This window comes from Brevundimonas sp. FG8, assembly GCF_057808845.1.
Genome location: NZ_JBMDIU010000002.1, coordinates 1 through 25,423, shown reverse-complemented (window position 1 = coordinate 25,423; position 25,423 = coordinate 1). Strand labels below are relative to the sequence as shown.

Annotated in this window: 21 protein-coding genes; 7 read left to right on the top strand and 14 right to left on the bottom strand. The window is 67.3% G+C overall.

Features of this window, described 5'->3' with window-relative positions; genetic code table 11:
• The first annotated feature begins 13 nt into the window (after positions 1-13).
• The 4 genes from prmC (at position 14) to ACODRV_RS03720 (ending at position 3,758) form a co-directional block, all read left to right on the top strand.
• A complete protein-coding gene (gene prmC / locus ACODRV_RS03735; protein WP_488907468.1) occupies positions 14-922 on the top strand; it encodes a peptide chain release factor N(5)-glutamine methyltransferase in 909 nt (302 codons plus the stop codon).
• A gap of 377 nt (positions 923-1,299) precedes the next feature.
• The gene (locus ACODRV_RS03730; protein WP_488907467.1) at positions 1,300-2,199 is read left to right on the top strand and encodes a DUF4167 domain-containing protein; all 900 of its coding nucleotides are present in this window, start codon (positions 1,300-1,302) and stop codon (positions 2,197-2,199) included.
• 140 nt (positions 2,200-2,339) lie between these two features.
• Positions 2,340-2,996 (top strand): DUF4893 domain-containing protein, encoded by a 657-nt coding sequence (locus ACODRV_RS03725; protein WP_141627989.1) that lies wholly within the window; start codon positions 2,340-2,342, stop codon positions 2,994-2,996.
• A 57-nt stretch (positions 2,997-3,053) separates the two neighbouring features.
• Positions 3,054-3,758, top strand: a complete 705-nt coding sequence (locus ACODRV_RS03720) for a DUF4893 domain-containing protein (protein ID WP_488907466.1) — start codon at positions 3,054-3,056, stop codon at positions 3,756-3,758.
• Between the two features lie 9 nt (positions 3,759-3,767).
• On the opposite strand, the gene ACODRV_RS03715 is transcribed toward ACODRV_RS03720, so the two are convergent.
• The 3 genes from ACODRV_RS03715 to ACODRV_RS03705 are packed head-to-tail and all read right to left on the bottom strand — an operon-like array spanning position 3,768 to position 8,122.
• Positions 3,768-4,628 carry a hypothetical protein gene (locus tag ACODRV_RS03715; protein WP_488907465.1) on the bottom strand — a complete coding sequence of 287 codons (861 nt, stop codon included), beginning with the start codon at positions 4,626-4,628 and terminating at the stop codon, positions 3,768-3,770.
• On the bottom strand, positions 4,625-6,262 hold the full coding sequence (locus ACODRV_RS03710; RefSeq protein WP_488907464.1) for a serine hydrolase: 1,638 nt from the start codon (positions 6,260-6,262) through the stop codon (positions 4,625-4,627). The genes ACODRV_RS03715 and ACODRV_RS03710 overlap by 4 nt, the downstream gene beginning before the upstream one ends.
• Before the next feature lie 60 nt (positions 6,263-6,322).
• A complete protein-coding gene (locus ACODRV_RS03705) occupies positions 6,323-8,122 on the bottom strand; it encodes an SH3 domain-containing protein (protein WP_488907463.1) in 1,800 nt (599 codons plus the stop codon).
• 243 nt (positions 8,123-8,365) lie between these two features.
• On the opposite strand from ACODRV_RS03705, the gene ACODRV_RS03700 reads away from it, so the two are divergent.
• Positions 8,366-10,639, top strand: a complete 2,274-nt coding sequence (locus ACODRV_RS03700; RefSeq protein ID WP_488907462.1) for a TonB-dependent receptor domain-containing protein — start codon at positions 8,366-8,368, stop codon at positions 10,637-10,639.
• A gap of 3 nt (positions 10,640-10,642) precedes the next feature.
• On the opposite strand, the gene ACODRV_RS03695 is transcribed toward ACODRV_RS03700, so the two are convergent.
• Complete coding sequence (locus tag ACODRV_RS03695; RefSeq protein WP_488907461.1) at positions 10,643-11,287, bottom strand: LysE family translocator; 645 nt, start codon at positions 11,285-11,287, stop codon at positions 10,643-10,645.
• A gap of 167 nt (positions 11,288-11,454) precedes the next feature.
• On the opposite strand from ACODRV_RS03695, the gene clpB reads away from it, so the two are divergent.
• Positions 11,455-14,043 carry an ATP-dependent chaperone ClpB gene (clpB, locus tag ACODRV_RS03690; RefSeq protein WP_488907751.1) on the top strand — a complete coding sequence of 863 codons (2,589 nt, stop codon included), beginning with the start codon at positions 11,455-11,457 and terminating at the stop codon, positions 14,041-14,043.
• A 75-nt stretch (positions 14,044-14,118) separates the two neighbouring features.
• Here clpB and ACODRV_RS03685 read toward each other — a convergent pair whose 3' ends face one another.
• Together ACODRV_RS03685 and ACODRV_RS03680 are read right to left on the bottom strand one after the other, a co-directional pair.
• Complete coding sequence (locus ACODRV_RS03685) at positions 14,119-14,661, bottom strand: hypothetical protein (RefSeq protein ID WP_488907460.1); 543 nt, start codon at positions 14,659-14,661, stop codon at positions 14,119-14,121.
• A gap of 184 nt (positions 14,662-14,845) precedes the next feature.
• Entirely contained in the window at positions 14,846-15,796 is a 951-nt protein-coding gene (locus tag ACODRV_RS03680; protein ID WP_488907459.1) for a toll/interleukin-1 receptor domain-containing protein, read from the bottom strand.
• A gap of 250 nt (positions 15,797-16,046) precedes the next feature.
• Between ACODRV_RS03680 and ACODRV_RS03675 the strand changes: the two genes are divergently transcribed.
• The gene (locus ACODRV_RS03675; protein WP_488907458.1) at positions 16,047-16,292 is read left to right on the top strand and encodes a hypothetical protein; all 246 of its coding nucleotides are present in this window, start codon (positions 16,047-16,049) and stop codon (positions 16,290-16,292) included.
• 301 nt (positions 16,293-16,593) lie between these two features.
• Here ACODRV_RS03675 and pnp read toward each other — a convergent pair whose 3' ends face one another.
• From pnp to infB, 8 genes are all read right to left on the bottom strand, one after another.
• Positions 16,594-18,825 (bottom strand): polyribonucleotide nucleotidyltransferase, encoded by a 2,232-nt coding sequence (pnp, locus tag ACODRV_RS03670; protein ID WP_488907457.1) that lies wholly within the window; start codon positions 18,823-18,825, stop codon positions 16,594-16,596.
• Between the two features lie 237 nt (positions 18,826-19,062).
• Positions 19,063-19,332 carry a 30S ribosomal protein S15 gene (gene rpsO, locus ACODRV_RS03665; RefSeq protein ID WP_141627977.1) on the bottom strand — a complete coding sequence of 90 codons (270 nt, stop codon included), beginning with the start codon at positions 19,330-19,332 and terminating at the stop codon, positions 19,063-19,065.
• A 35-nt stretch (positions 19,333-19,367) separates the two neighbouring features.
• Positions 19,368-20,300, bottom strand: a complete 933-nt coding sequence (truB, locus tag ACODRV_RS03660; RefSeq protein WP_488907456.1) for a tRNA pseudouridine(55) synthase TruB — start codon at positions 20,298-20,300, stop codon at positions 19,368-19,370.
• Between the two features lie 40 nt (positions 20,301-20,340).
• Positions 20,341-20,796, bottom strand: coding sequence for a 30S ribosome-binding factor RbfA (rbfA, locus tag ACODRV_RS03655; protein ID WP_141627975.1), 456 nt, complete (start codon positions 20,794-20,796; stop codon positions 20,341-20,343).
• 67 nt (positions 20,797-20,863) lie between these two features.
• Positions 20,864-21,553: a DUF2459 domain-containing protein gene (locus ACODRV_RS03650; protein ID WP_488907455.1), complete on the bottom strand. Its 690-nt coding sequence runs from the start codon at positions 21,551-21,553 to the stop codon at positions 20,864-20,866.
• 12 nt (positions 21,554-21,565) lie between these two features.
• Complete coding sequence (locus ACODRV_RS03645; RefSeq protein ID WP_488907454.1) at positions 21,566-22,249, bottom strand: hypothetical protein; 684 nt, start codon at positions 22,247-22,249, stop codon at positions 21,566-21,568.
• A 39-nt stretch (positions 22,250-22,288) separates the two neighbouring features.
• Positions 22,289-22,801 (bottom strand): hypothetical protein, encoded by a 513-nt coding sequence (locus ACODRV_RS03640; RefSeq protein WP_141627972.1) that lies wholly within the window; start codon positions 22,799-22,801, stop codon positions 22,289-22,291.
• A 72-nt stretch (positions 22,802-22,873) separates the two neighbouring features.
• Positions 22,874-25,420 (bottom strand): translation initiation factor IF-2, encoded by a 2,547-nt coding sequence (gene infB, locus ACODRV_RS03635; RefSeq protein WP_488907750.1) that lies wholly within the window; start codon positions 25,418-25,420, stop codon positions 22,874-22,876.
• Positions 25,421-25,423 lie beyond the last annotated feature (3 nt).

The window sequence follows — 25,423 nt, the reverse complement described above, 5'->3', positions numbered from 1 at the left end:
CAAGGCCCTGCGCATGACCGACACCGCCCCCGCCCATACCCTGCTGAAGACCTGGAAAGCCGCGCAGGCCGAGCTCAAGGCCGGGAAGATCGACAGCCCGTCGATCGACGCCCGCTTGCTGCTGGAAGTCGCCGCCGACTGCTCGCGCACCGACATCCTGACCGACCCCTACCGGCCGGTCACCGCCGAACAGAAGGCGACGATGGACGGCTATGTCGCCCGCCGCTTGAAGCGTGAGCCGGTGTCGCGCATTCTGGGCAAGAAGGGCTTCTGGAAGATCATTCTGAACGTCACCCCCGACGTGCTCAGCCCCCGCCCGGACACCGAGGCGATCCTCGACGTCGTCATGCTGGCCTTCCAGCCGCAGGAAAGCTTCACCATGATCGATCTGGGCACGGGCTCGGGCGCCATCCTGCTGGCGACGCTCGCCGAGCGGCCTGCGGCCAAGGGGGTCGGCACCGACATCTCGACCGAAGCTCTGGCCGTGGCGCGTGAGAACGCCGCCAATCTCGATCTGGACAGCCGCTGCGACTTCATCCGCACCGAATGGGCCGCGGGCTTCGCCGACCACAGCTTTGATCTGGTCGTGTCCAATCCGCCCTACATCCCGTCCGACGACATCGCCGGGTTGGACCCCGAAGTGCGCGAGCATGATCCGCATCTGGCTCTGGACGGCGGTCCGGACGGTCTGGTCGCCTATCGCGAACTGGCGCCAGAGATCATGCGCATCCTCAAGCCGGGCGGGACCTTCGCGGTCGAGATCGGCTGGGATCAGGGGGCGCAGGTCAAGGCCCTGTTCGAACAGGCGGGCTTCGAGAACGTCATCGTGGTCAAGGACCTGTCCAACCGCGATCGCGTCGTCACCAACGGCCCGGACCCCCGCACCAACCCCATTCCGCCGATGTATCCCGAGGCGGGCTGATCGGAGGGGGCTCATAAACCCCCTTGGAAACGCCACAAACCCGCGCTAAGTCTCTCTCGTCTCCCACCCAAGCAAACGCCTCGAACCGATTCGGTTCCTGTTTCGCGCGCGCTTCGGGCAGTGACGGTCGGGCCGGTCGCCCGGCGGACCGGCGGGAAATCGGTTCAGATGCTCTTGCATCTGAACTCAGATTTCCGCCCAACGTCGAGCGGACCATCGAGTCCGATGGTCCGGGGCGACACGGCTTTCCGAACACATCGCCAGCGGGGAATAGGCCCCGCCCGAGACGGAACACCCCCGGACGGATACCGAGCCCAGGAGGCCCGGTCCGCCTCCCCATCAAGGCACGGTAGCTTCCGATGAGAGATTTCAAGGGCATGAAGCGTCAACGCGGACGCAACAGAAAGCCCGGCGGCGGCGGCAACAACGCCAACGCCACCAACCCGAACCGTTCGTGGGACTCGCAAGGTCCCGAGAACATCAAGGTCCGTGGCAACGCCCAGACCGTCTATGAGCGCTATATGCAGCTGGCCCGCGATGCGTCGGCCGGCGGCGACCGCGTTCTGGCCGAGAACTACACCCAGCACGCCGAACACTATTTCCGCGTCCTGCGCGCCCTGCAGCCCCAGCGTTCGGTCTCAGAGATCGCCCAGCGCGAACTGGCCGGTCAGGGTTTCGACATCGATTTCGAAGACGAATCCGGCGCCCAGGCCGCCGCCATCCTCGCCGCCCAGCAGGCCGAGGCTGATCGCGCCGCCCAGCAGGAGGCCCGCCAGCGCGAGCAGGACGAGCGCCAGCAGGAGCGTCAGAACAACAACGGCGAAGGCCGCCGTGAATGGCGTGACCGCGACGACCGCGAACCCCGTGAAGCGCGCGAGCCGCGCGAACCCCGCGCCGAGGGCGAAGACGGTCAGCCCCGCGAAGGCGGTCGCCGCGAAAGCCGACGCGAGCGTTGGGAACGTCGTCGTGACGAGCGCAACCGCCGCTTCGAGGGCGAAGGTGTCGAGGCCGCCACCGAGGGCGACGCGCCCGCCGCCGTCGAGGCTGAACCGGTCGCCGCCGAGGCCGCGCCGCAACGCCCCGAACGCGCCCCGCGTCGTCCGCGGCGCGAGGAGTCGTCGGAAGACACCGCCGGCGCCCTGCCGGGCTTCCTGACCCGTTCGACCGCCCCCGCGCCCGCTCCGGTCGCCGAGGCGGAAGGCGAGGAGGCTCCGGCGCCCAAGCGCACCCGTGCGCCGCGCAAGCCCAAGGTCGAGGCGCCCGCCGAGGAAAGCTGACGCCGGCCTCCCCTCAAGGGGGAAACCGCTGAACCGCCATCGCCTTGTGACGCCTCGTGACGCGAGGGCGGTTGACGGCGGCTGCCTGAACCGGTCCAAAAGAGTTGAGCCAAGCCCTCAGCCTGCGTTCGGGAGCGCCCATGCCTCGCCTGTTCCGGCTGTCGACCCTGTTGGTCGGCGCCGCCCTGACCCTTTCGGCCTGCGCCTCCACGCCGGCCCCGCCGCCCCCGCCGCCGTCAGGTGGTCCGGGCGCGACCCTGCGGGACTGGCGCAGCATCATCACCGCGTCGGACCGTGACCGGTACACCCGGCGCGACGCCGCCTGGTCCCTGGCCCTGCAACAGGCCCGCCGCCAGCGCGGCTCGGGCGATCTGAACAGTCTGGGCGAGCTGATCGCCCCGGATGCGCGCCGTCCCTCCGTCGTCCCGCCCGCCGGCGCCTATCGCTGCCGTACCGTGAAGCTGGGCTCGCAGGGCGGCGAGGACGGTCTGGGCTATGTCATCTACGGCTGGTTCGCCTGCCGGATCGAACAGACCCCCAACGGACTGAAATTCGTCAAGGAGACCGGGTCACAACGTCCTTCCGGCCTGCTGTTCCCGGAGGACGACCGGCACATGGTCATGCTCGGCTCGATGGCTCTGGCGTCCGAACCGGCCGCCAATTCCTATGGCCAGCGCCCGGACCGCGATCTGGTCGCGTCGCTGGAGCGGATCGGCGAGCGTCGCTGGCGGCTGGTGATCCCATGGCCGCAGAACGAATCCAATCTTGACCTGATCGAGCTCGTCCCCGTCGCCTGAGGGCAACCCCCGGCGCGCCCGTCCGTTGTGCAAGCTCAGCCTTATGGAGCCTGCCCCATGCGGACCCTGATCGCCGTCGCTTCCGTCGCCGCCCTGCTCGCCGCCTGCGGGGACAATGCGGTGTCCCCGCCCGAGGCCCCGGCGCCCGCGACCGATCCGACCCCCGCACCTGAACCGGCCCCGGCTCCGACCGCGCCTCCGACGGAAGGTGAACAGGGCGGAATCTCCGATTGGCGCCAGATCGTTTCGACGGAGGATTCCGGCAATCTGGGCCGTCTGGATCAGGCTTGGCGACTGGGCCGCGCAGAGGCCGAGGACAAGGGGTTCGCTTCCGAGGTCGAGGCTCTGGGACCGCTGGTCGATCCCATGGCGGGCCAGTCCGGCCGTCTCCAGCCGCCGCCGGGGACCTATCGCTGCCGCACGATCAAGCTGGGTTCAAAGGCCGGGAACACCCTGGCCTATGTCGCCTATCCCTTCTTCCGCTGTTCGGTCGAACTGACCCCCGGCGGCGATCTGGTGTTGACCAAGACGACCGGCTCCCAGCGCACGCGCGGCCTGCTCTATCCGGACACGGACAATCGCCTGATCTTCGTCGGCGCACAGGCATGGGGCGACGATGAAACCGGCTTCCCGAACTATGGTCAGCAGCCCGTGCGCGATCAGGTCGGCGTTTTCGAGCGTATCGGTTCGGCCCGCTGGCGTCTGGTCATCCCCTGGCCGCGTCAGGAGGCGAAACTGGAGATCCTCGAGATGGTGAAGTGACGCGCGTCTTCAGCCCTTCGGCGTGCAGGTCAGCTGTTCCCGATACAGGCTGCTGCCCGGCTCCAGCCGTCTGGCGATGACGAGTTGCGCCTCGGCGTCGGCGCACCGGCCCAGCTTCGCCAGAACCGTCGCAAGGCTGTGCCGGACCGGCCCCAGTTCAGGCAGGCCCGCGACCGCGCTTTCGCAATAGGGCAGGGCCTCCGCCGCGCGGCCGGCCTCGGCCAGGGCGTAGCAGTGGTTGTTCTGCGACAGCGGGTCCTGCGGACGCAGGTCCAGCGCCGCCTTGCTGGCGGTGACTGCACTCTCATGCTCGCCCAGGCTGGTCAGGACGCCGGATCGCTGGCTCAACGTCGTCCAGTCGGTCGCCGGAAGGGCCAGATATTGGTCGCGGGCCCGGCGGAAGGCTCCGGCGTCGTCCTCCTTCATGATCGGCAGAAGAATGCTCAGGATCGGTGCGCGCAGTTCATTGACCACCGGCCGCGCGAGGTCGGCGGGCAGATCGGCCGGCGGTCGTCCGTCAAGAAAGCCCCAGGCGATGCGCGCATCGGCCCGCGCCTCATCCATCCGCCCGGCGTAGCGCAAGGTGTCGGCCCGGAAGGTGTGGAACAGGACGTCCGAGGTCATCTCCTGACCGTCCAGCCGGGCCTTGTCGTAGTGAACCAGCGCCGCGGCCAGATCGCCGTTCAGATAGGCTTCGGTGCCCAGATTGATCATGGCCAGTGAATAGGCCGGCGTACCCTCCCGTGCGGCCTCGGCGCAGGCCTGCCAGCTGACGAAGGTCGCGCCGATGCACGCGGGCGGCGTAGGCGGCTCCTGCGCCTGCGCGGGCGAGGTCATCAGGGCGAACAACAGCGAGAGCATCGGGGTCATGCCTTGGTCAGTCTCAGGTCCTGATAGTCGTAGCTGAAGTCCGCATCCGGGCTGACGGCCTTCAGGGTCGCCGACACCGCCACGCCGTTCTCCACCTTGAAGACGACGAACGTATCTTCCTCCCGCTTGTCCGGGAAACGGGTGCGGAAGGTGTCGCCGTCATAGGGCTCCAGCGGTCCCTTCAGGGCGTTGGTGCGGGTGAAATCCAGATGCAGGGTCGTCCGGCGGTTGCGGCCCCGGCCCGTGGTGCGCGGCTCGATGCGGATTTCGCCGTACCAGGGATCGACCCAGCTCCCCGCATAGGCTTCCAGCGGCAGGGACGGCGCCGCGCCCGCCGCCTGTTTGGCGTCGATCTCAGCGGCCGCCGCGATGGACTTGGCATTGCCTTCCTGCGTCAGGCGCACCGCGTCGGCGATCCAGTCGAAGCCGGTCTTGCCCATCAGGATGTCGGAGATCCCGCTGCGCAGGGCGCGGGTCAGCTGGCTTTCCTCGGCGTTGGTGAAATAGCTGAAGCCCGCGTTGCGCCCGGGCAGCAGGACGGTGCCCGACAGGTAGCCGGGGGCGCCGCCGCCGTGGGTGATCATCCGCTCGCCGCGATAGTCCATCACCTGCCAGCCGGTCGCATACGTCGCCGCGATGGCCCGGCCCGGTGCATCCGGCGTCGGCCCGCCCGAGCTGGAGACGATGATGTTGGGCCGCCACATCTCGTTGGCGCGCGCTTCGGACCACAGGCGCGCGCCGTCCGGCAGGGCGCCCTTGTTCAGTTGCACCGCGATCCATTTGGCCCAGTCGACCGGGTTGGTGGCGAACCCGCCCGCGGCGCCCGCCGCCGACCAGTCCCACACCGCCTGAATGGACTGCGCCATCGTCTGCATGGGGCCTTGATAGCGCAGTGGCGGCCCCAGCCGTCCGTTGGGCAGGGCCGATTTCGCCGGCTCCGCCGACGTCATCAGCGGCTTGGTCTCGGTCATGCCCAGCGGGTTCAGGATGCGGGTCTGGACAAAGTCCTCCCACGGCATGCCGCTGACCGCCGCCACGACCTCGCCCGCCGCCACGAACATCAGGTTGCAGTAGTGGTAGGAGGTGCGGAAGCTGTCCTCGATCGGCACGTTCGGGATGGCCGCCATGATCTCGGCCCGGGTCCGGTTTCCGTTCGGCCAGAACAGCAGGTCGCCCGCGCCCAGCCCGAAGCCGATCCGGTGGCTGACCAGATCGCGCACCGTCACCATGGCGTTCAACTCGGGCTTCGACAGGGTGAAGCCGGGCAGATAGGTCCGCACCGGCTCGTCCCATTTCACCTTGCCCTCGTCGATCAGGATCGCCAGCGCCGCGCAGGTCACGGCCTTGGTGTTCGAGGCGATGGCGAACAGGGTGTGATCGTCCACCGGCGGGCCGCCGACCGAGCGCAGGCCATATCCGCGGGTCAGGATGGGCTGCCCGTCCTTGACCACGGCCACCGAGACGGCCGGCTGTTCCGGGAAGGCCGCCATGGCGCGTTTGACGAACTCTTCCACCTGCCCGGCCAGCGAAGCCGCATCATTGGCCGCCGTTTGCGCCCATCCGGTCGCGGGCAGGGCCGCGGCCCCCGCTGCGGACGAAACCAGCGCCGCGCGGCGCGTAAGGCGGATGGACATGGCAGGCTCCGGACTGAACTGAGCGTGACGCTAGTCGCTGTGGCTCGCCGAGGCCAGCCGTCAGGGAACGGTCTGCTTTTCCAGATAGCGTATCGCCACGAAGCCGCTGCCGTACTCCGTGTTCACCCGCGCCCATGTGTCGTCGAAGGGCGCGGCCTCCAGCATCACGGTTCCCGCCGGCAGGGTGGCGACGATGTCCGCGCGTTCGCTGGCGCCCCGCCTCAATCGCACCGTCGTCGTGGTGACAATCCGCGTCTCCGGCTCGACCGGCCCGGCGATCGCTTGCCGGTAGTCCGCCGGCCAGCCGACGAAGTAGGCGGCGAACAGGGCCGCGACGACAGCGACCGGGATTGCGACGGCCATGCCGCCGACGCTCAGAACCAGCTTGCCCGGCTTCATGTTCACATTGCCCGCCTCGACCCCCAACTCCTCAGCCAGCGCCTTTGTGTTGCGCCGCGCAAGCAGGGCGGCGCCCACGCCGAGCGCCAGACCCAGCCCGCCCCCGCAGAGCAGCAGGGTGACCAGCTCCGGCCCCGGATGGGGCTCTGCGATGATCGTTCGTATCGCGATCCAGGTGAGGACCGCCGTGGCGGCGAGCGCCAGCGCCCAAGCGCCCCACCAGACCTTCTTCTGGGCCTGACCGCGCAGCTTTCCGACACCGAACGCGGCTGCCATCGCCATCGCCATGGCGCCGTCATTGCCCAGCAGCCAGCCCTGATCGGCCAGCACTGTCCCGGCGGTCAGGTCGCGCCTGGCCTCGGACTTGCCGGTCGCGGTGTTGAACCGGGCCAGGGCCTCCCGCAGCAGGCGGGTCCCCGCGAGATGCTGCGCCACGGAAGTCCAGGGGGACTCCGGCTTCGGCTCCGGTAGTTTTAGCCCCTTCGCCAGCACCGGCTCGCCGTCGTGTATCTCGGCGCCCGCGCCCAGCGCCCAGACGTCGCCGCTCTCGCTGTGAATCCTCAACCGGCCGGTGGCGGTCGGGATGGAGATGTTGGCGGTGGCGATCATGCCTTCGCCGGTGACATCCCCGCATGTCAGGTCTTCAACGCGCACCCCGGTTGATCCGAGAACCGCTTCCCAGCGACCCAATGCGGCCTGTCTCAGCCCGTCGTGGTTGGCGCGCGCTCCGGTGATGACCAGGGCATTGCTGACCACGATCTCGCGGTCGTAGCGATACAGCCGCTTGCCCGGCCCGCCGCAGTCTCCGCACGTGACCTTTCCGGAGCCTCCGCACCGCCCGCAGCGCACCTTGCCGTTGTTGCAATCCCGGCAGTTCACATAGTTGTAGCCCCCGCCGGTGCACTGCCAGCAGGTCTCGGTGTAATATTCGGTGTAGTTCTCATTGTACTGGCCGTTCCAGCGGGTCGCCTGACGGCTGCGCTGGTGGTTGCCGCGTCCCCAGCACCCGGCGCACTGCTCGCGCACCCTGGCCGCGCCGCCACAGGCGCCACAGTTCACCGACCCGGAACCCGAGCAGTTTCCGCAGCGCACCTTTCCGGCGCCCGAGCAGGTGTCGCACGTTTCCGTGCAGGTCTCGGCGAAATGCCAGCCGGGAAGGGCGCGGGCGTTCAATCGACCCAGCCACTTGCCCGGCTCGCGCTTCACCTCGGCCTCAAGGGTTTCGGCGGGAGACTTTTTCTTCAACGCCTTGTCGATCTGGCTGTCGATCGTTCCGGCGCCCAGGGCGCTGTCGGCGCGCTCCCGTCGCCGGGCCCAGGTATGGCTGTAGGTGGATTTGACCGGCAGGATAATCGGGCCGTCCGTGACGATGTCCAGATCCCAGTGCCGGGGATCGACCGTCCCCTCCAGTCGCGCGGCGATCTTCGTCTTCAGCCCGGCGCCCGTCCCGTTCCCCGCCATGTTTGCCCCGTCATCCTGTCTCCCCTCCCGCATCAAACAGCGTGACGGTCCTGGAGGCAAGGTGATCGCTGGTCGGCGACCCTTGCTCGCGGCGGGGGCGGCGATCAGGTCCGAAAAGTGGCGATCTCTGAAAAAACTGTAATGAAATGAAAAAGATGTAACTGAGGCCCGTACAGCGCCGCTGATAGGTTCCGGGCTCAAACGGGGGCGATCAGGACTCCCGAACTCAGGATCCTCGGGGCCATGACCAGAACCACCCTCATCTCGCTGCTCGCGCTCGCCTTGCCGGCCGGCGCCGCTGTCGCCCAGACCCAGCCCGCGCCGGGCCCGACCCAGACGCCGGCCCAGACGCCTGCTCAGGCCCCGGCCACGCCGTCCCCCGCGACGCAGGAAGCCCCGGCCGAGGCCGCCGAACAGTCCCCGACAGAACTGGGCGAGACCGTCGTTCAGGGACGGGCCAATGACATCCGCACCTCGGTCGACTCGATCAGCTACAACGTCGGCGAAGACCTGCAGACCGCGACCGGCACGCTGGCCGACGCCCTGCGCAACATCCCCTCGGTCGAGGTCGACCCGGACGGCAATGTCAGCCTGCGCGGCGATGCGGGCGTCACCATTCTGGTCGATGGCCGCCCCTCGGGCCTGTTCTCGGGCGAGAACCGGGGGCAGGTCATCCTGCAGATTCCGGCGGATCAGTACGCCCGCATCGAGGTCATGACCAATCCCTCCGCCGCCTATCGCCCGGACGGCGGCGGCGGCGTGATCAATCTGATCACCAAGCCCAACCGCCCGCGCGCCCAGCCGACGACAACCGGCTCGGTTCGTGTCAACGTCGGCAATGACGAGCGCTACAATCTGGGCGTCAGCAGCGTCTTCAACCGCGACAAGCTGACGGTGACCGCCGACGCGGCCATCCGCCACGACACCTTCGTCCAGTCGACCGACCGGGTCCGAACCCGCTACGATTCCGGCTCGAACCAGTTCCTCGAATCCCGCAACACCCAGGATGGCGACGGCGAGGTCGACAACGTCTTTGTTCGCTTCTCGGCCGACTATCGCCCGACCGACCAGCTGCAGTTCTATGGCGACCTCTACCATGTGGACGTCACCAGCGACGGCCTGATGCTGGACCAGTTCGAGGCTGACGCCGCGGGCGGCGGCATCGGTTCGGCCTATCGCCGCCTGTCCGACGGCGGCTTCGAGGGCCAGTTCTCGGGCGCGACGGGCCGCGTGGTGCGCCGCTTCGCCGAACAGGGCCACGAGTGGTCCAACGAGGTCCGCTACAACCGGGGTCGCGGCAGCTACGCCCACGACACCCTCGTCGACGGCCTCATCCCCGCCGCGCCGAACCAGTACGAGCGCGTCGACAACCAGAACAACAACGACACCTTTAACTTCGCCAGCGCCTACGTCCGCCCCTTCACCAGCGGAGCCCGCCTGCGTCTGGGCTATGAGCTGGAGTACACCCAGCTCGAACTGGACAACCTCGTCGCGCGCGGCGCCTCGCCCGGCGCCCTGACGCCCGATCCGCTGGTGTCCAACCTCTTCAAGGTCGATCAGACCGTCCACGCCCTCTACGGCACCTGGGAGCAGCCCTTCGGCGACAAGCTCAGCGCCCAGTTCGGCCTGCGTCTGGAACACGCTGATCTGGAGCTGGATCAGGTCACGACCGGCATCACCGCCTCGAACGACTACTTTCGCGCCTATCCGACCCTGCACGTCTCGTATCAGCTGACCGCGGACCAGACCCTGCGCGGCAGCTACAGCCGCCGTGTCCAGCGCCCCGCGCCGAACGATCTGAACCCGTTCACCACCTATCAGGACCCGCTCAACTACCGCTCGGGCAATCCGGATCTGGAGCCGCAGGAAACCGACTCGTTCGAGTTCAGCTGGCAGCGCCGGGTGAACCAGTCCTTCTACGGCGCGACCCTCTATTATCGCGATACGCAGAACGCCTTCACTCCGGTGGTCAGCGACATCGGCAACGGGGTCCTGCTGACCCGCACCGAGAACCTCGGCGCCCGCACCGCCACAGGCGTGGAGCTGGTCGCCAACGGTCGCCTGCACCCGACCCTGCGCTACAACGCCAGCGTCAATGTCTTCCGTCAGGAGATCGACGCCTCCAACCTGGTCGGCGGCGTCAGCAGCGAGGGCGAGGTGGTCTCGGGCCGTCTCAGCCTGAACTGGCAGCCGACCCAGGCCGACTTCGTGCAGGTGTCCGGCATCTGGACCGGCGAGCAGTTGCTGGCCCAGGGCACGCGGGACGCGACCCAGCTGATCAACCTCGGCTACCGCCGCAAACTGACCGAGACCCTGGCCCTGCAACTGACCGTCCGCGATCTGCTGGATGAGTCGAAGGACATCACCAACTACGAGACGGACACCTTCACCGACCGCACCGAGCGCGTGTTTGGCGGTCGCGTGGCCTTCATCGGCCTGACCTGGAATTTCGGCGGTCCCTCGCGTCAGCAGGACCCGCAGTTCGACTTCTCGTCTGGTCAGCAGCCCGGGACCTGATCGTCAGGCCCGGGTCTCCCAAGCCATCCAGGCGGCGACCAGAACCAGTCCGCCGGCCATCAGGGCCCTGAGCCCCGCCCCCTGCACCCGCGCGTGGAGCAGGGGCGCGGCGCGGGCGGCCCCCAGCACGATCGCCATGTGCACCACGATCGCCACGGCCAGATGCAGGCCGCCCAGCGTCAGCGCCTGCTTCAGGGGTGAGCCGTGGTCCGGCCGCATGAAGGTCGGCAGCAGGCCGACATAGAAGACGGCCGCCTTGGGGTTCAGCAGATTGCCGGTCAGGCCGCGCAGGAACAGGGTCCGCCATCGCGCCGCCTCGACGGGCCCGCTGTTGACCGCCGCCGGTTCCGGCCGCCACGCCTCCCAGGCCAGCCACAGCAGGAACAGCACCCCGGCCCAGCGGATCAGCTGGAACAGCGGCGGCCAGACCATCAACGCCTCCGTCAGGCCGAAAGCGGCGGCCAGCATCCACACCGCCAGTCCCAGCGTGACGCCCGCCACGGCGGCGAAGCCCGCGCGCCGACCCCGCTCCAGCGACACCAGAGCCAGCCAGCCCATGTTCGGTCCCGGCGTAAGCTCGATCAGGCTGACGGCCAGCAGGAAGGGCAGGATCACGCCGGGATCGACCGGCCAGGCCGAGTGGGGCATCGGCGGGGCTCCTTGCCAAAGACCCGGGCCATATACCGGGCGGCCTTTTTGCTGCGAGCAGGTCTTGTGTGTCTGTCCCGCCACACCCACGTTTGCGACATCTCAAGGCGTCGCTTCCAGAAAGGGCGCTGATGAGCATTCAATCCGCCTGACAGGGGATGTCCACGTTGAATCTCGAACTCTATTCCGACCGCGCCAAACAGGCCGTCCAGTCCGCCCAGTCGCTGGCGCTCGCCCGCCGCCACCAGCAGTTCGCGCCCGAGCATCTGCTCAAGGTGCTTCTGGAAGAGCGTGACGGCCTCGCCCGCAATCTGATCACTGCCGCCGGGGGAGACGCGAGCCGCGCCGAGGCCGACGTCGAGACGGCCCTGTCCAAGCGCGCCCAGGTCTCCGGCGGCTCGGGCCAGCTCTATCTGGACGGCGACACCGCCCGCGTCTTCGCCGCCGCCGAAGCCTCCGCGAAGAAGGCCGGCGACGCCTTCGTCACCACGGAACGCCTGCTCTCCGCCCTCGCCCGCGAAGGCGGGGTGGCCAAGACCGTGCTCGGCGCCGCCGGGGTGAAAGCCGATGCGCTCGACGCCGCCATCATTGAGGTCCGCAAGGGCAAGACCGCCGACAGCGCCGGGGCCGAGGACGGCTATGACGCCCTCAAACGCTACGCCCGCGACCTGACCCTGGCCGCCGCCGACGGCAAGATCGACCCGGTCATCGGCCGCGACGAGGAAATCCGCCGCACCATCCAGGTCCTCGCCCGTCGCACCAAGAACAACCCTGTCCTCATCGGTGAACCCGGCGTCGGCAAGACCGCCATCGTCGAGGGTCTGGCCCTGCGCATCGTCAACGGCGACGTGCCCGAAAGCCTGCGCGACAAGACCGTCATGGCGCTCGACATGGGCGCCCTCATCGCCGGCGCGAAATATCGCGGCGAGTTCGAGGAGCGGCTCAAGGCCGTGCTCAACGAGGTCGCGGCGGCCGAGGGCGGCATCGTCCTGTTCATCGACGAAATGCACACCCTTGTCGGCGCCGGAAAGGGCGACGGCGCCATGGACGCCTCCAACCTGCTCAAGCCCGCCCTCGCGCGCGGCGAACTGCACTGCGTCGGCGCCACGACGCTGGATGAGTACCGCAAGCACGTCGAGAAGGACGCGGCCCTCGCCCGTCGCTTCCAGCCGGTCTTCGTCTCCGAGCCCACCGTCGAGGACACGGTGTCGATCCTCCGTGGACTGAAGGAGAAGTATGAGGTCCACCACGGGGTCCGCATCTCGGACAGCGCCATCGTCGCCGCGGCCACCCTGTCGAACCGCTACATCACCGATCGCTTCCTGCCCGACAAGGCCATCGACCTGATCGACGAGGCCGCAAGCCGCGTCCGCATGGCCGTCGATTCCAAGCCCGAGGCGCTGGACGAGATCGACCGCCGTCTGGTCCAGCTGAAGATCGAGCGCGAGGCGCTGAAGAAGGAGACCGACAGCGCCTCTCAACATCGCCTCGAAAAGCTCGAGGACGAGATCGCCGATCTGGAGGGCCAGTCCGACGACCTGACCGCCCGCTGGAAAGCGGAAAAGGACAAGGTGGGGCAGGGGGCGCAGCTGCGCGAAACCCTCGACCGCCTGCGCGCCGAACTGGCCGCCGCCCAGCGCGCCGGCGACCTCGGCCGCGCGTCAGAGATCGCCTACGGCCAGATTCCGCAGATCGAAAAGCAGCTGGCCGAGGCCGAGGCGAACGAGGCCGACAAGTCCGGTCCCCTGACGCCCGAGGTCGTCGACGCCGAGCAGATCGCCGCCGTCGTTTCCCGCTGGACCGGCGTGCCGGTCGACAAGATGCTGGAGGGCGAGCGCGAGAAGCTGCTTAAGATGGAGGACGCGCTCCGTGGGAGAGTGGTCGGTCAGGACGACGCCCTGATCGCCGTCTCCGACGCCGTCCGTCGCGCCCGCGCCGGTCTGAACGATCCGAACCGCCCACTGGGCAGCTTCCTCTTCCTGGGGCCCACGGGCGTCGGCAAGACCGAGCTGACCAAGGCGCTGGCCGACTTCCTGTTCGATGACGAGGCCGCCATCACCCGCCTCGACATGTCGGAATACATGGAGAAGCACTCCGTCAGCCGCCTGATCGGCGCCCCTCCGGGCTACGTCGGCTATGACGAGGGCGGCGCCCTGACCGAGGCCGTGCGCCGTCGGCCCTATCAGGTCGTCCTGTTCGACGAGGTCGAGAAGGCCCACCCCGACGTCTTCAACGTGCTGCTGCAGGTGCTGGACGACGGCCGCCTGACCGATGGTCAGGGCCGCACCATCGACTTCCGTAACACCCTGATCATCATGACCTCCAACCTGGGCTCCGAGGCGCTGGCCAACCAGTCCGAAGGCGAGGATGTCGAGGCCGTGCGCCCCTTCGTCATGGACGCCGTCCGCGCCCACTTCCGCCCGGAGTTCCTGAACCGCATCGACGAGATCATCCTGTTCCGCCGCCTCGGCCGCGAACAGATGGGCGGCATCGTCCGCATCCAGCTGCAACGGTTCGAGAAGCTGCTGGCGGACCGGAGACTGACGCTGGCGCTCGACGACACCGCCGCCGCCTGGCTGGCCGACAAGGGCTATGACCCGGTCTACGGCGCCCGGCCGCTGAAGCGGGTGATCCAGAAGGAGCTGGTCGACCCGATCGCGCGGAAACTGCTGGCGGGCGAGAGCGCGGACGGGTCGGTGATCGCCGTGTCAGCGGGGGTGGAAGGGCTCGAGATCGGGAAGGCGCGGGTGCACTAGGCTTTCCTGTCATCCCGGGCCGCTAAAGCGGACCCGGGATTGGGAAGGTGCGGGCGCGTTGATTTGTGGTTCGGTTCAAATTGCTCCGTAACGTTTGAGCAAAGCGAGCTGCTTCTCAAGCTTCTCCGGATCGAGCGAGGAATCTAGATTTAATGTCACATTGACTACTGAACGGCCACGACGTCCGCGGGCGGGCTCAATATCCGGCTCCGCATCGTCTGCAAGCTGTTCCTCTCCGGTATCGATGCGGCGTTCTTCCTCATCCTTCTTTCCATTCTCCTCGGGGGCGGCGGAAACTTCGCGTTGGACGATCTTTTCGCCGTCGAGCCGAACAAGCCCTGCGGTGGAAAGAGCAGAGAGATACATGTCGATGCACTCGTCCAAGCTGTCTGGATGTACGTGCAAATCTGCAGCACGCCGCTTCAACTGAGCTTTAGCTACCTCCGTGGCACCAAAAGTTTCGTAGAGCCCCTTGAAGATCGGAGGGGCCAATGCGGCTTGCGCATAAAGAGCCGGAAGTTCTTCTGCAGGCGAGTTGGCGATTTTTTTCGCAAGATCTGTTGCGAGGTATGCAGACGATTTCCCGTCTAGCAGGCCGTACTGGCGCAGCGAGGACACTTTGATGTCCGCAGTGCTCCCCCGTGATTCAACGACCGCCGCAAAAATAACGGCCTCTGGCTGGGGGGACGTGTGGGTTCGAGACACAAGTTTTCTCGCCCATGGCAAAGCATCTTCCAACCGGTATTTGGGGTACCGAGTGCCACCCTTTTTTACCAGGGGCTTTCTAACGGAGGAGCTGGCGTCACTCATCGATGTCACCCTTGATGGCTGTCAAAAGGTCGTCCAAGCCGGCCTTATAAGAGGATGAGAAGTCCGCGTATTTTTTGTCTGAAATCACCGCGGGCATCGGAGAGTCATCCATCTTCAGTGGAAGGATGTGGACTTTGCGGCGCTGAACCTCGTTCACCAAAGCACCGTTGAGTTCCTTTTTTACCCATTCAGATTCGATTGAGTTTTGGCTGACTCCGATGAGAAAAAAGTCCGACTCAGCCAATCCCTGAGCCACCTTTTCGGGAATGGACTCGCCCACCCTAATGCGCTGCTCATCGAGCCAGACATCTACCTGATTTGCCGTTAGGTCCGCTGCCAGTTGTCTCATGAATGGCTTATCGAGTGAACTGTGAGAGAGAAAGGCGATACGGCGTCCCTTCTCCCGTTTGTGCCTCGCAGCCTTCTGAGAAGTTGCTTGGTCTACCAAATCTTCTGCGATCAGACTTGGCTTCAGAGCGCCCAGAGACTGCGCCCACTCAACTAGAGGATTCAAGTCTGCCGCCACAAAGGGTGAAATTCCGGCCAGTGTAGCCGCCTTTCTGAGAGCGACATCGATTGTGTCCCCAAGTCGCATAAACTGCCGAACGCTCGTCAAAATTTTAAGCGTAACTAAAGCCTCTCTGACAACCGCCTCCTTCTGTTCTTGAGAGCCTTTAAAGGGGTAAGCTTGAGAAAGAACGTATCCACTACCTATGGTTTCGAGAAGCCCGATCTGACAGGCATTCTTCAGAACTTTTCCCGCAGTGCGGGGATCGATTCCGCCAAACTGGGCGATTTGAGACGCGGAAGGTCGATCCATCCACGCGACCGCGTCCAAAACAACGAAGAGGGAATCCAGCCGGACTGGTTCAAAGCGATGAGGGCTTTTCGCGGTCGAAGCCGGCTTCTTTGAGGGGCGCGCCTGTTTTGCCGCCAATGCCACGTTAACCTCCGCGAGAATCTCGATCGTAGAACAGAGTTACACCCATGTGGCGCAGAACGAAAGTCCAATCGACGGTTGCGCCTCCATGCACTCTCAGAGGGCTCCCGTTTAACTCGCTCCAAAGCTCCGGAAGTGGAGCGGTTCTTTCGATGCTTGGCTAGGTCTGTCCGCCCGACGCACAACCGCACCGCTTGCTCAAACTCAACTTTCGCACGAACATCCCTCCGTCATTCACCCCCTGAGGTTTCCCATGAAGATCCTGCTCGCCGCATCCGCCGTCGCCCTGCTGACCGCCGCGCCGTCCATCGGCGGTGCCGCCGCGCCGCAGACCAGCCCGCAGTACCGTCAGTGCGTCGTCCAGAACATGCAGGCCTGCTATCCGCGTGACGGGAACGGGAACATCTATCGCCCCAGCCCCGAGACGCCCGAGGGTATCGCCTTCGAGGCCTGCGCCGCCGGTGTCCGCGCCGATTGCGCGGCCCTGTACCCGAACTGACCGGGGGGTTGAGCCCATACGACCAGAATTGACGCACCGGCATGCCAGACTGTCTGGCTGCCGGTCTTTGACATCTCCAGCCGCCCTCACCGTGCACGCATCCGTTGCGGCGCACAGGACTTCGCCGCCGCGGGCGAAAGCGACCGATCCGGTCGACGTGGACGGCGTTTTCGTCCGCCCGAAAGTCCACTTTTGTGCACTCAAAAAATATTTGAGCGCCATTCGCCGTCGCTCCGCCCATGAAAAAGGCCCCGGCGTTTCCACCGGGGCCTCATTCAGTCAGCGCTGACGCGCAGGGCGTTTAGTCCCGGCGACGGCTGCGGCCGCGGTCACCGCCGCCGCCTTCACGCTTCGGACGGCCGCCGGTGTCGTCGGCCAGCGGGGCTTCGCCACGCTCGGCGCGCTCGGCGTTGATCTTGTCCGTCAGGTCTTCACCCGTGGTCTGATCAACGACCTTCATCGACAGCTTGGTCTTGCCGCGATCGTCCAGGCCCAGGAATTTGACCTTGACCTCCTGGCCTTCAGAAACGACGTCGGCCGGGTTGGCGACGCGCTCCAGAGCCATCTGCGACACGTGGACCAGACCGTCCTTGGCGCCGAAGAAGTTCACGAAGGCGCCGAAGTCGACGACCTTCACGACCTTGCCGGTGTAGATCGTGCCGACTTCCGGCTCCGAAACGATCGACGAGATCCAGGCCTTGGCGGCGTCGATCTTGTCCTGTTCCGAGGCGGCGATCTTCACCGTGCCGTCGTCCTCGATGTTGATCTTGGCGCCGGTCTTCTCGACGATCTCGCGGATCACCTTGCCGCCGGTGCCGATCACTTCGCGGATCTTGTCGACCGGGACCTTGATGGTCTCGATCTTCGGCGCGAACTCACCCAGCTCGGTGCGGGCGCCGTCGATGGCCTTGTCCATCTCGTCGAGGATGTGAAGGCGGCCGGCCGAAGCCTGGGCGATGGCCTTCTTCATGATCTCCTCGGTGATGCCGGCGACCTTGATGTCCATCTGCAGCGAGGTGATGCCGTCACGGGTGCCGGCGACCTTGAAGTCCATGTCGCCCAGGTGATCTTCGTCACCCAGGATGTCCGACAGGATGGCGAACTCGCCCGACGGCTCCAGGATCAGGCCCATGGCGATGCCCGAGACGGGCTTCTTCAGCGGAACGCCCGCGTCCATCAGGGCCAGCGACGAACCGCAGACCGTGGCCATCGAGGACGAGCCGTTCGACTCGGTGATCTCGGAGACCAGACGGATGGTGTAGGGGAACTCGTCCGACGACGGCAGCATCGGGCGGATCGCCCGCCAGGCCAGCTTGCCGTGACCGATTTCACGACGACCCGCGCCGCCCATACGACCGGTCTCACCGACCGAGTAGGGAGGGAAGTTGTAGTGAAGCAGGAACTTCTCCTTGTACGTCCCCGTGAGCGCGTCGATGTACTGCTCGTCCTCGCCGGTGCCGAGGGTGGCGACGACGATGGCCTGGGTTTCACCGCGGGTGAACAGGGCCGAACCGTGGGTGCGCGGGAAGACGCCGACTTCCGACACGATCGAGCGGACCTTGTCGAGGGCGCGGCCGTCGACGCGGTGGCCGTTGTCGATGATGTCGCGACGCAGGACGTGGGCTTCGCATTCCTTGAAGGCGGTGGCGAACTTGGCCGGCTCGACGCCGTCCGGGTTCTCCTCGGTCTTCACCAGCGCTTCGGCGGCCTTCTTCTTGGCGGCGCCGACGGCGTTGTGGCGGTCATGCTTGGCGGTGTGGGTGTAGGCGGCCTTGATGTCCTCGCCGACCAGACCCTGGATCGCCGTGACGACGTCCGAGTGGTCTTCGGCCTGGAAGTCGAAGGGCTCCTTGGCGGCGTGCTCGGCCAGTTCGATGATGGCTTCGATCACCGGCTGCATGCCGCGGTGGGCGAACATCAGGGCTTCCAGGAAGGTGTCTTCCGACAGTTCCTTGGCTTCCGACTCGACCATCATCAGGGCGTCGGTGGTGCCGGCGACGACCAGGTCCAGGTCCGAGCTCGGCAGTTGGTCGATGGTCGGGTTCAGGACCAGCTCACCGTCGATGTAGCCGACGCGGGCGGCGCCGATCGGGCCCATGAAGGGAACGCCCGAGATGGTCAGGGCGGCCGAGGCGGCGACCATGCCGACCACGTCCGGGTCGTTCTCGAGATCGTGCTGCAGCACGGTGATGACGACCTGGGTCTCGTTCTTGAAGCCCTTGACGAACAGCGGGCGGATCGGACGGTCGATCAGGCGGGAGACCAGGGTCTCCTTCTCGGTCGGACGGCCTTCACGCTTGAAGTAGCCGCCCGGGATCTTGCCGGCGGCGAAGGTCTTTTCCTGGTAGTTGACGGTCAGCGGGAAGAAGTCCAGGCCCGGCTTCGGCGCGCGGCCGTAGACGACGGTGGCCAGAACCACGGTCTCGCCGTAGGTCGCCAGCACGGCGCCGTCGGCCTGACGGGCGATGCGGCCGGTTTCCAGCGTCAGCGGGCGGCCGGCCCACTCGATCGTCTTGCGTTTGATATCGAACATATTTCGTCTTTCGTATCCCGGCGGGCGTATTCCCGGCGGGGCGGAGCGTCAGGGGTTCAGTCCTTCGGTCCCTGTGGACCCGGGGTTCCGTATTGAAGCCCGGGCGGGTGAATGTGAGGACCGGTGTTCAGGGCCCTCTGCGTCTGCGCCGGTACTGTGGGACCAAAGGGTCCCGCCCGCGGCGCGCGGGCGAATAGCAGAAGGGCCCGCGCGGGGCGGGCCCTCCGAAGCCCTGCCTTAGCGGCGCAGGCCCAGCTTGGCGACGATGGCGACGTAACGCGCATTGTCGGTCTTGTTCAGGTGATCCAGAAGACGACGACGCTGCGAGACCAGCTTCAGCAGGCCGCGACGCGAGTGGTTGTCCTTCTTGTGGGTCTTGAAGTGCTCGGTGAGGTTGGCGATGCGTTCCGACAGGATCGCGACCTGGACTTCGGCCGAACCGGTGTCGCCGGCGCCACGGGCGTTATCGGCGATGACTTGAGCTTTACGCTCGGCAGTGATCGACATCGTGGTTCTCCTTGCTGGAGCCCCCGACAGCGAGGTCAGGGGAGATTGAAAACGCGGTCGGGTTCAATCCGACCGGCCCGCAACTGACCGAGAGCGACGAGGGTCTGTCCCAGAAAGACCGAAACCGTCCGGGCGTCGCCTTGCAGCTGACCCTTGAGTGTCTCGACCTGTCGGGGAAGCAGAACGATCGGCCGTCCCTGCCGAAGCGAGAAGGCGTCCTGATCCGTAACGGCCAGCTCCGGGATGTCGTCCAGGGCGGTCGCGACGGGAAGCAAGCCTTCCGAGGCGGCGCCCCTATGCACCATTTCCTCCAGAGAATCCAGCGTCACCGCGTTTTGCAGGTTGAACGGACCCACCCGCTCTCGTCGCAGGGCCGACACATGACCCTCGGCGCCCAGCACCGCGGCCAGATCGCGCGCCAGCGAACGGACATAGACACCCTTGCCGGTCCGCATGGTGATCTCGATGTGGTCGGCGTCCGGCGCGTCGGTCACCGTCGCCTCGTGGATGGTCACCCGGCGGGCCTTCAGCTCGACCTCCACGCCTTCGCGGGCCAGGTCATAGGCGCGCTGGCCGTCCACCTTGATGGCCGAGAAGGCCGGCGGGACCTGATCGATCTCGCCGACGAAGGCGGGCAGGGCGGCCTTCACCGCCTGCACTGTCGGACGCACGTCCGAACGGCCGATGATCTCGCCCTCGCGGTCAACGCTGTCGGTCGAGACGCCCCAGTGGAGGGTGAAGCGATAGACCTTCTGCGCCTCCATCATGAAGGGCACGGTCTTGGTCGCCTCTCCCAGCGCGATGGGCAGGATGCCGGAGGCCAGCGGGTCCAGCGTCCCGGCATGCCCGGCCTTCTGGGCGTCGAACAGGCGGCGGATGCGGGTGACGGCCTCCGTCGATCCCATCTCGTACGGCTTGTCCAGACAGACCCAGCCGTTGACGATCTCGCCGCGTTTCCGACGGGCCATTACGCCTGGCCCGCCGCGCTTCGCGCGACTTGAGGCCGGGTCACGCCTCTTCGTCCGTATCGTCCGCCCGGTCCAGATCGGCGCGAACGCGGGGATCGTTGAACAGCCGGTCCATATGGCTGGCGGCGTCGAAGCTGTCGTCGTGGCGGAAGCGCAGATCCGGCGTGAATTTCATGTCGATATGCTTGCCCAGCACGCCGCGCAGGAATTTGGCGTGGGCGTTCAGCGCCTTGATGATCTCGTCCACGTGCCCGGCGGTGGGAGCATCCGCCACGCCGGCGCCCAGCGGCTCGACGAAGCAGGTGGCGTGCTTCAGGTCCGGCGACAGGCGAACCTCGGTGATGGTCACCGACACGCCCTCCATCGCCGGGTCGTGAATCTCTTCCTCACGCAGCACCTCGACCAGGGCGTGACGGATCAGCTCGCCGGCGCGCAGCTGGCGTTGCGACGGTCCCTGCGGTCCGGTGGCGTTGCGGGTATGTTGCTTGCGGCCCATGCGGCGGCCTCCTTCTCCTGTCGCCCGCCGGGGCTCGGACCCGGCTGAAAGGCGAAGGGGGCGCGGTCTAGTCCTTTGTCGCCGGGGTGTCCAGCTTGGCGCGATCCACCGTCGCCACCACCTCCGAGGACAGGATCGAGCGGAAGGGCCGGATCGTCATGCCGGCGGCGTTCAGCACGCCCGCCGTCCAGTGGTTGCACAGGTGGCCGATGTTGAAATGCTCGCGGCTGGCGAAGAATCGGGCATCGTCGCCGGGGCGGGCTGCGGCGATGCGGGGCGGGCCGCTCGACAGGTCCAGCGAGGCCTCGATACGGGCGGCCATGGCCTCGAAGGCCGCCTGCGACAGCTGGAAGTCGCGGCGACCGTCCTCGGCGAACATCTGACGCGGATCACCCTGCGTCGGGTCCAGCATGACCACCGACGCATTGCCGGGGCGGAAGAAGGCGCGCGCGCCGTCGAGCAGGCGGTCGCTGATCGGGCTCTGGTCGACATAGAATTTGGCGTCGCCCCAGCCGATCAGGATCCAGCCGCCGGGCGGCAGAGCCTTGACCGCCACCGCCAGCGGGCCGTCCCGGGCCTCCAGCGCCGCGCGCGGCAGGGCCAGATCGGTGTGGAAGCCGTTGTCCAGCAGGCTGGCTTCGATCACCGGCTCTCCCGCGCTGATGGAGCGGATGGCGGGATCGCCGGGCATGACCCAGGTCCACAGGGCGACCAGCGCCCCGATCAGGCCCGCGAGAATGAACCGGCCGAGACCCATGGGTGTGTCTTTCTAGGGGGCGCGGAAACGCCAGACGCCGCAGAGGGTGTCGGTGGCGGCGTCCGGGCCGATGATTGTCCGTTCACGGAACAGCATCACCTCGACCCGATCCTGACGATGCAGGACGGCGACCACGCCCGGTACGGCGCCGCCGCACAGGGGCGTGGAGGCGACGGTCTGGCCGCCCTGCGGGGCAATGACGGTGCGCAGCTCGATCTGGGCGTCCGTCCGGGCGTCCAGTTCAGCGGCGAAGGTTCGGCCGGTGGCGTTGAAGGCCTCATCTCCCGAGGCGATCCGCAGCGGGCGGGTGCGCAGGGCCAGCCCCTTTTCCAGTCGGATCATGGCTCCGGTGAAGGTTGCGTCGCCGACGGCCTCCCGCGTGGCGTCATCGGCGGGGCGGAATTTTCCGGCCAGAACCACGGCGTTCGGGGTGGCGGCGCGCGGGGCCTCACTGTCGCCCGAGGCGACGCTCTTCAGGCCGTCCAGTCCGTCCGAGGCGCCGTCCTTCACCCAGCCGATGACACGGCCGGCGGCAGGCAGGGCCTGATCGCGTACAGCGGCCCAGGCGTCCATCGCCTGCTTCTGCTCAATGGCCAGCAGGAACAGCACCAGGCAGACGAAACCCAGCGTCCCGGCCAGCCCCTTCAGGCCCCGGTTGCTTCGGCTCTTGGATCTGCTGACGGCGGTGGCGGTCATGGAGAGACCCTAACCGGGCCCGCCTTGGCCGGGAAAGGGCTATCGCCCCACAGGGGCGCCGGAATCGTCCGGGGCGGACGCGGGCGGCAAGGCCCACTCGCCCCTCCAGACGTAGGACAGGCTCACACAGTGCCGATAGGTCCCGTCCGCCCAGCGCCCGATGGCCTGCGCCGTCAGGGGATGGCCCAGCCGCACCCGGCCCAGGATCAGATAGGCCTGCTCCGAGCCGGGGCACAGGGCGCGGGACAGGCCGCGTCCGTCGCCCTCGGTCGACACCGTATAGAGGATGTTCTCGGTCGCCCCCCGCGGCAGGGCGCGGCGGGCGGCGTCGGGGCCGCCGATACGGATTTCGGCCTCGCCGCGATTGGAGGTCGAGATGATCCTGCGCACCGTGATGGCCCCGAACAGCCCCCGGTCGCCTTCCAGGGTCACGCCGCGCGTCAGGGCCTGGGTGATCCGGTCGGCGGCGTCGAACGCCATGTAGCGGGTCTCGGCCGCGGCCGGACCGGCGACGGCGGAAAGGGTCAGAAGGGTGATCAGCAAACGGCGCATGCAGAAGTGATCCTTGATCCGGATGGCGAAAAGGCGACGCCGCGGCGCCGCCTTTCCCTTATCCCTGAACGACTAGTCCAGCGTTCGCTTGATCTCTTCGACCGTGAAGCACTCGATGTAATCGCCGGCCTTGATGTCCTGGAAGCCCTGGAAGTGCATGCCGCACTCCTGACCCGACGGGACCTCGTTGACCTCATCCTTGAAGCGCTTGAGCGTCGTGAGGGTGCCCAGTTCCAGCACCACCACGTCGTCGCGGATGATGCGGACCTTGGCGCCCTTGCGCACGACGCCTTCGGACACCCGGCAACCGGCGATCTTGCCGGTCTTGGAGATGTCGAAGACCTGCAGCACCTGGGCGTTGCCCAGGAAGGTTTCACGCTGCAGCGGCGCCAACATGCCCGACAGCACGCCCTTCATGTCGTCCAGAAGGTCGTAGATGATCGAGTAGTAGCGGATTTCGACGCCCTCGCGGTCGGCAAGGTCACGGGCCTGCTTCGACGCACGAACGTTGAAGCCGAGGATCGGCGCGCCGGCCGACTTGGCCAGTTGCACGTCACTCTCGGTGATCCCGCCGGCGCCTTGCATGACGATGCGCGCGCGCACTTCGTCGTTGCCCATCTTCTCCAGCGATCCGGCGATGGCTTCGCCGGACCCCTGCACGTCCGACTTGATGACGACCGGCAGCTCGCTGATCTTCTTGGAGCCCAGCTTGGCCATCATGTCGACCAGCGAGACCTGGTTGCCGCCGCCGATGGCCTTCTCGCGGCGCACGCGCTCGCGATAGTCCGTCAGCTCGCGGGCGCGGGCCTCGCTCTCGACCACGGCCAGAACGTCGCCCGGCGAGGGGGCTTCGTCCAGACCCAGAATCTCCACCGGAACCGATGGGCCGGCTTCGGTCAGCTGCTCGTTGCGTTCGTTCAGCAGGGCTCGCACCTTGCCCCACGACGAACCGGCCACGACGATGTCGCCGCGCTTCAGCGTGCCGCGCTTGACCAGAACGGTCGCGACCGGGCCGCGGCCCTTGTCCAGCTTGGCTTCGATGACCACGCCCTCCGCCGAACGGTCGGGGTTGGCGCGCAGGTCCATGACCTCGGCCTGAACCAGAATGGCGTCGATCAGACCGTTCAGGTTCAGCCGTTCCTTGGCCGAGACCTCGATGATCTGGGTATCGCCGCCCAGGCTTTCCGAGATGACCTCGTACTGCAGAAGTTCGTTGACGACCTTCTGCGAGTTGGCGTCCGGCTTGTCGATCTTGTTGACCGCCACGATCAGCGGGGCGCCCGCCGCCTTGGCGTGCTGGATGGCTTCCACCGTCTGCGGCATGACGCCGTCGTCCGCCGCCACGACCAGCACCACGATGTCCGTGACGTTGGCGCCGCGCGCACGCATCGCCGAGAAGGCGGCGTGGCCCGGGGTGTCCAGGAAGGTGACGCGCTGGCCGTTTTCCAGGCGCACCTGATAGGCGCCGATGTGCTGGGTGATGCCGCCGGCTTCGCCGCCCGCCACGTCCGTGGTGCGCAGCGCATCCAGCAACGAGGTCTTGCCGTGGTCGACGTGACCCATGATGGCCACGACCGGGGCGCGACCTTCGGTGGCGCCTTCGTCATCAGCCTCGGCGATGAAGCCTTCTTCAACGTCCGACTCGGATACGCGCTTGACGGCCATGCCATACTCTTCGGCGACCAGCTCGGCGGTATCGGAATCGATGACGTCGTTGATCTTCATCATCAGGCCCTGACGCATCAGGAATTTGATGATGTCGACGCCGCGAACGGCCATCCGGTTGGCCAGTTCGCCGACCGTGATGGTGTCCGGAATGACGACTTCACGCGGACGGTTCGGCGCATCGGTAGAGCCGCCCTTGCGCTTTTCCTTCTCGCGTTCGCGGGCGCGGCGAACCGAGGCCAGCGAGCGCATGCGCTCGGCGGCGTCCTCGTCACCACCGGCCACGGCCTGGATGGTCAGGCGGCCTTCGCGGCGCTTCGGCTCGCCGCGGGTGCGGCTGACGGCCTTGCCCGGTCCGGCTTCGTTGAAGCGCTTGTCACGATCTTCCTCGGCCCGGCTGCCGGCGGGGCGACCGAAGCCGGCGCGCGCGGGACGGGCGACTTCCGGAGTCGCAGGCGGAGCATTCGGGGCGGGACGACCGCCGGGACCGGTGCGCGGGGCGCCGGCGCGGGCGCCGGGGGCCGGGCGCGGGTCCAGCGCGGAATAGCGGACCGGTTGGGTCGGACGGGCGCCCGGAGCGCGCGCGCCCTGCGGACGATCACCCTGTTGCGGGCGATCACCTTGGGGACGACCGGCGCCGCCGGCGGCCGCGGCCGGGCGATCGGTGAAGCTGCGCTCACCGCCACCCATGGCCTGTTCGCGGGCCGAACGGCCGCCGAAGCCGGGAGCCGGGGCGCGACCCGGGTTGCCAGAGGGCAGGCGCGGCGCGCGTTGGCCGAAGTTGACGGACGGACGGGCCGGTGCGGCCGGACGCGGCGTGGGGGCAGGCGTCGGAGCCGGAGCCGGCGTCGGGGCGGGCGCGGCGGCTTCGACCGGCGCGGCGGGCTTGGCCTTCACCGGAGCGGGCGCAGGCGCGGCGGCGGCCAGCTTGGCCGCCTCGTTGCTGTCTCTTATAAA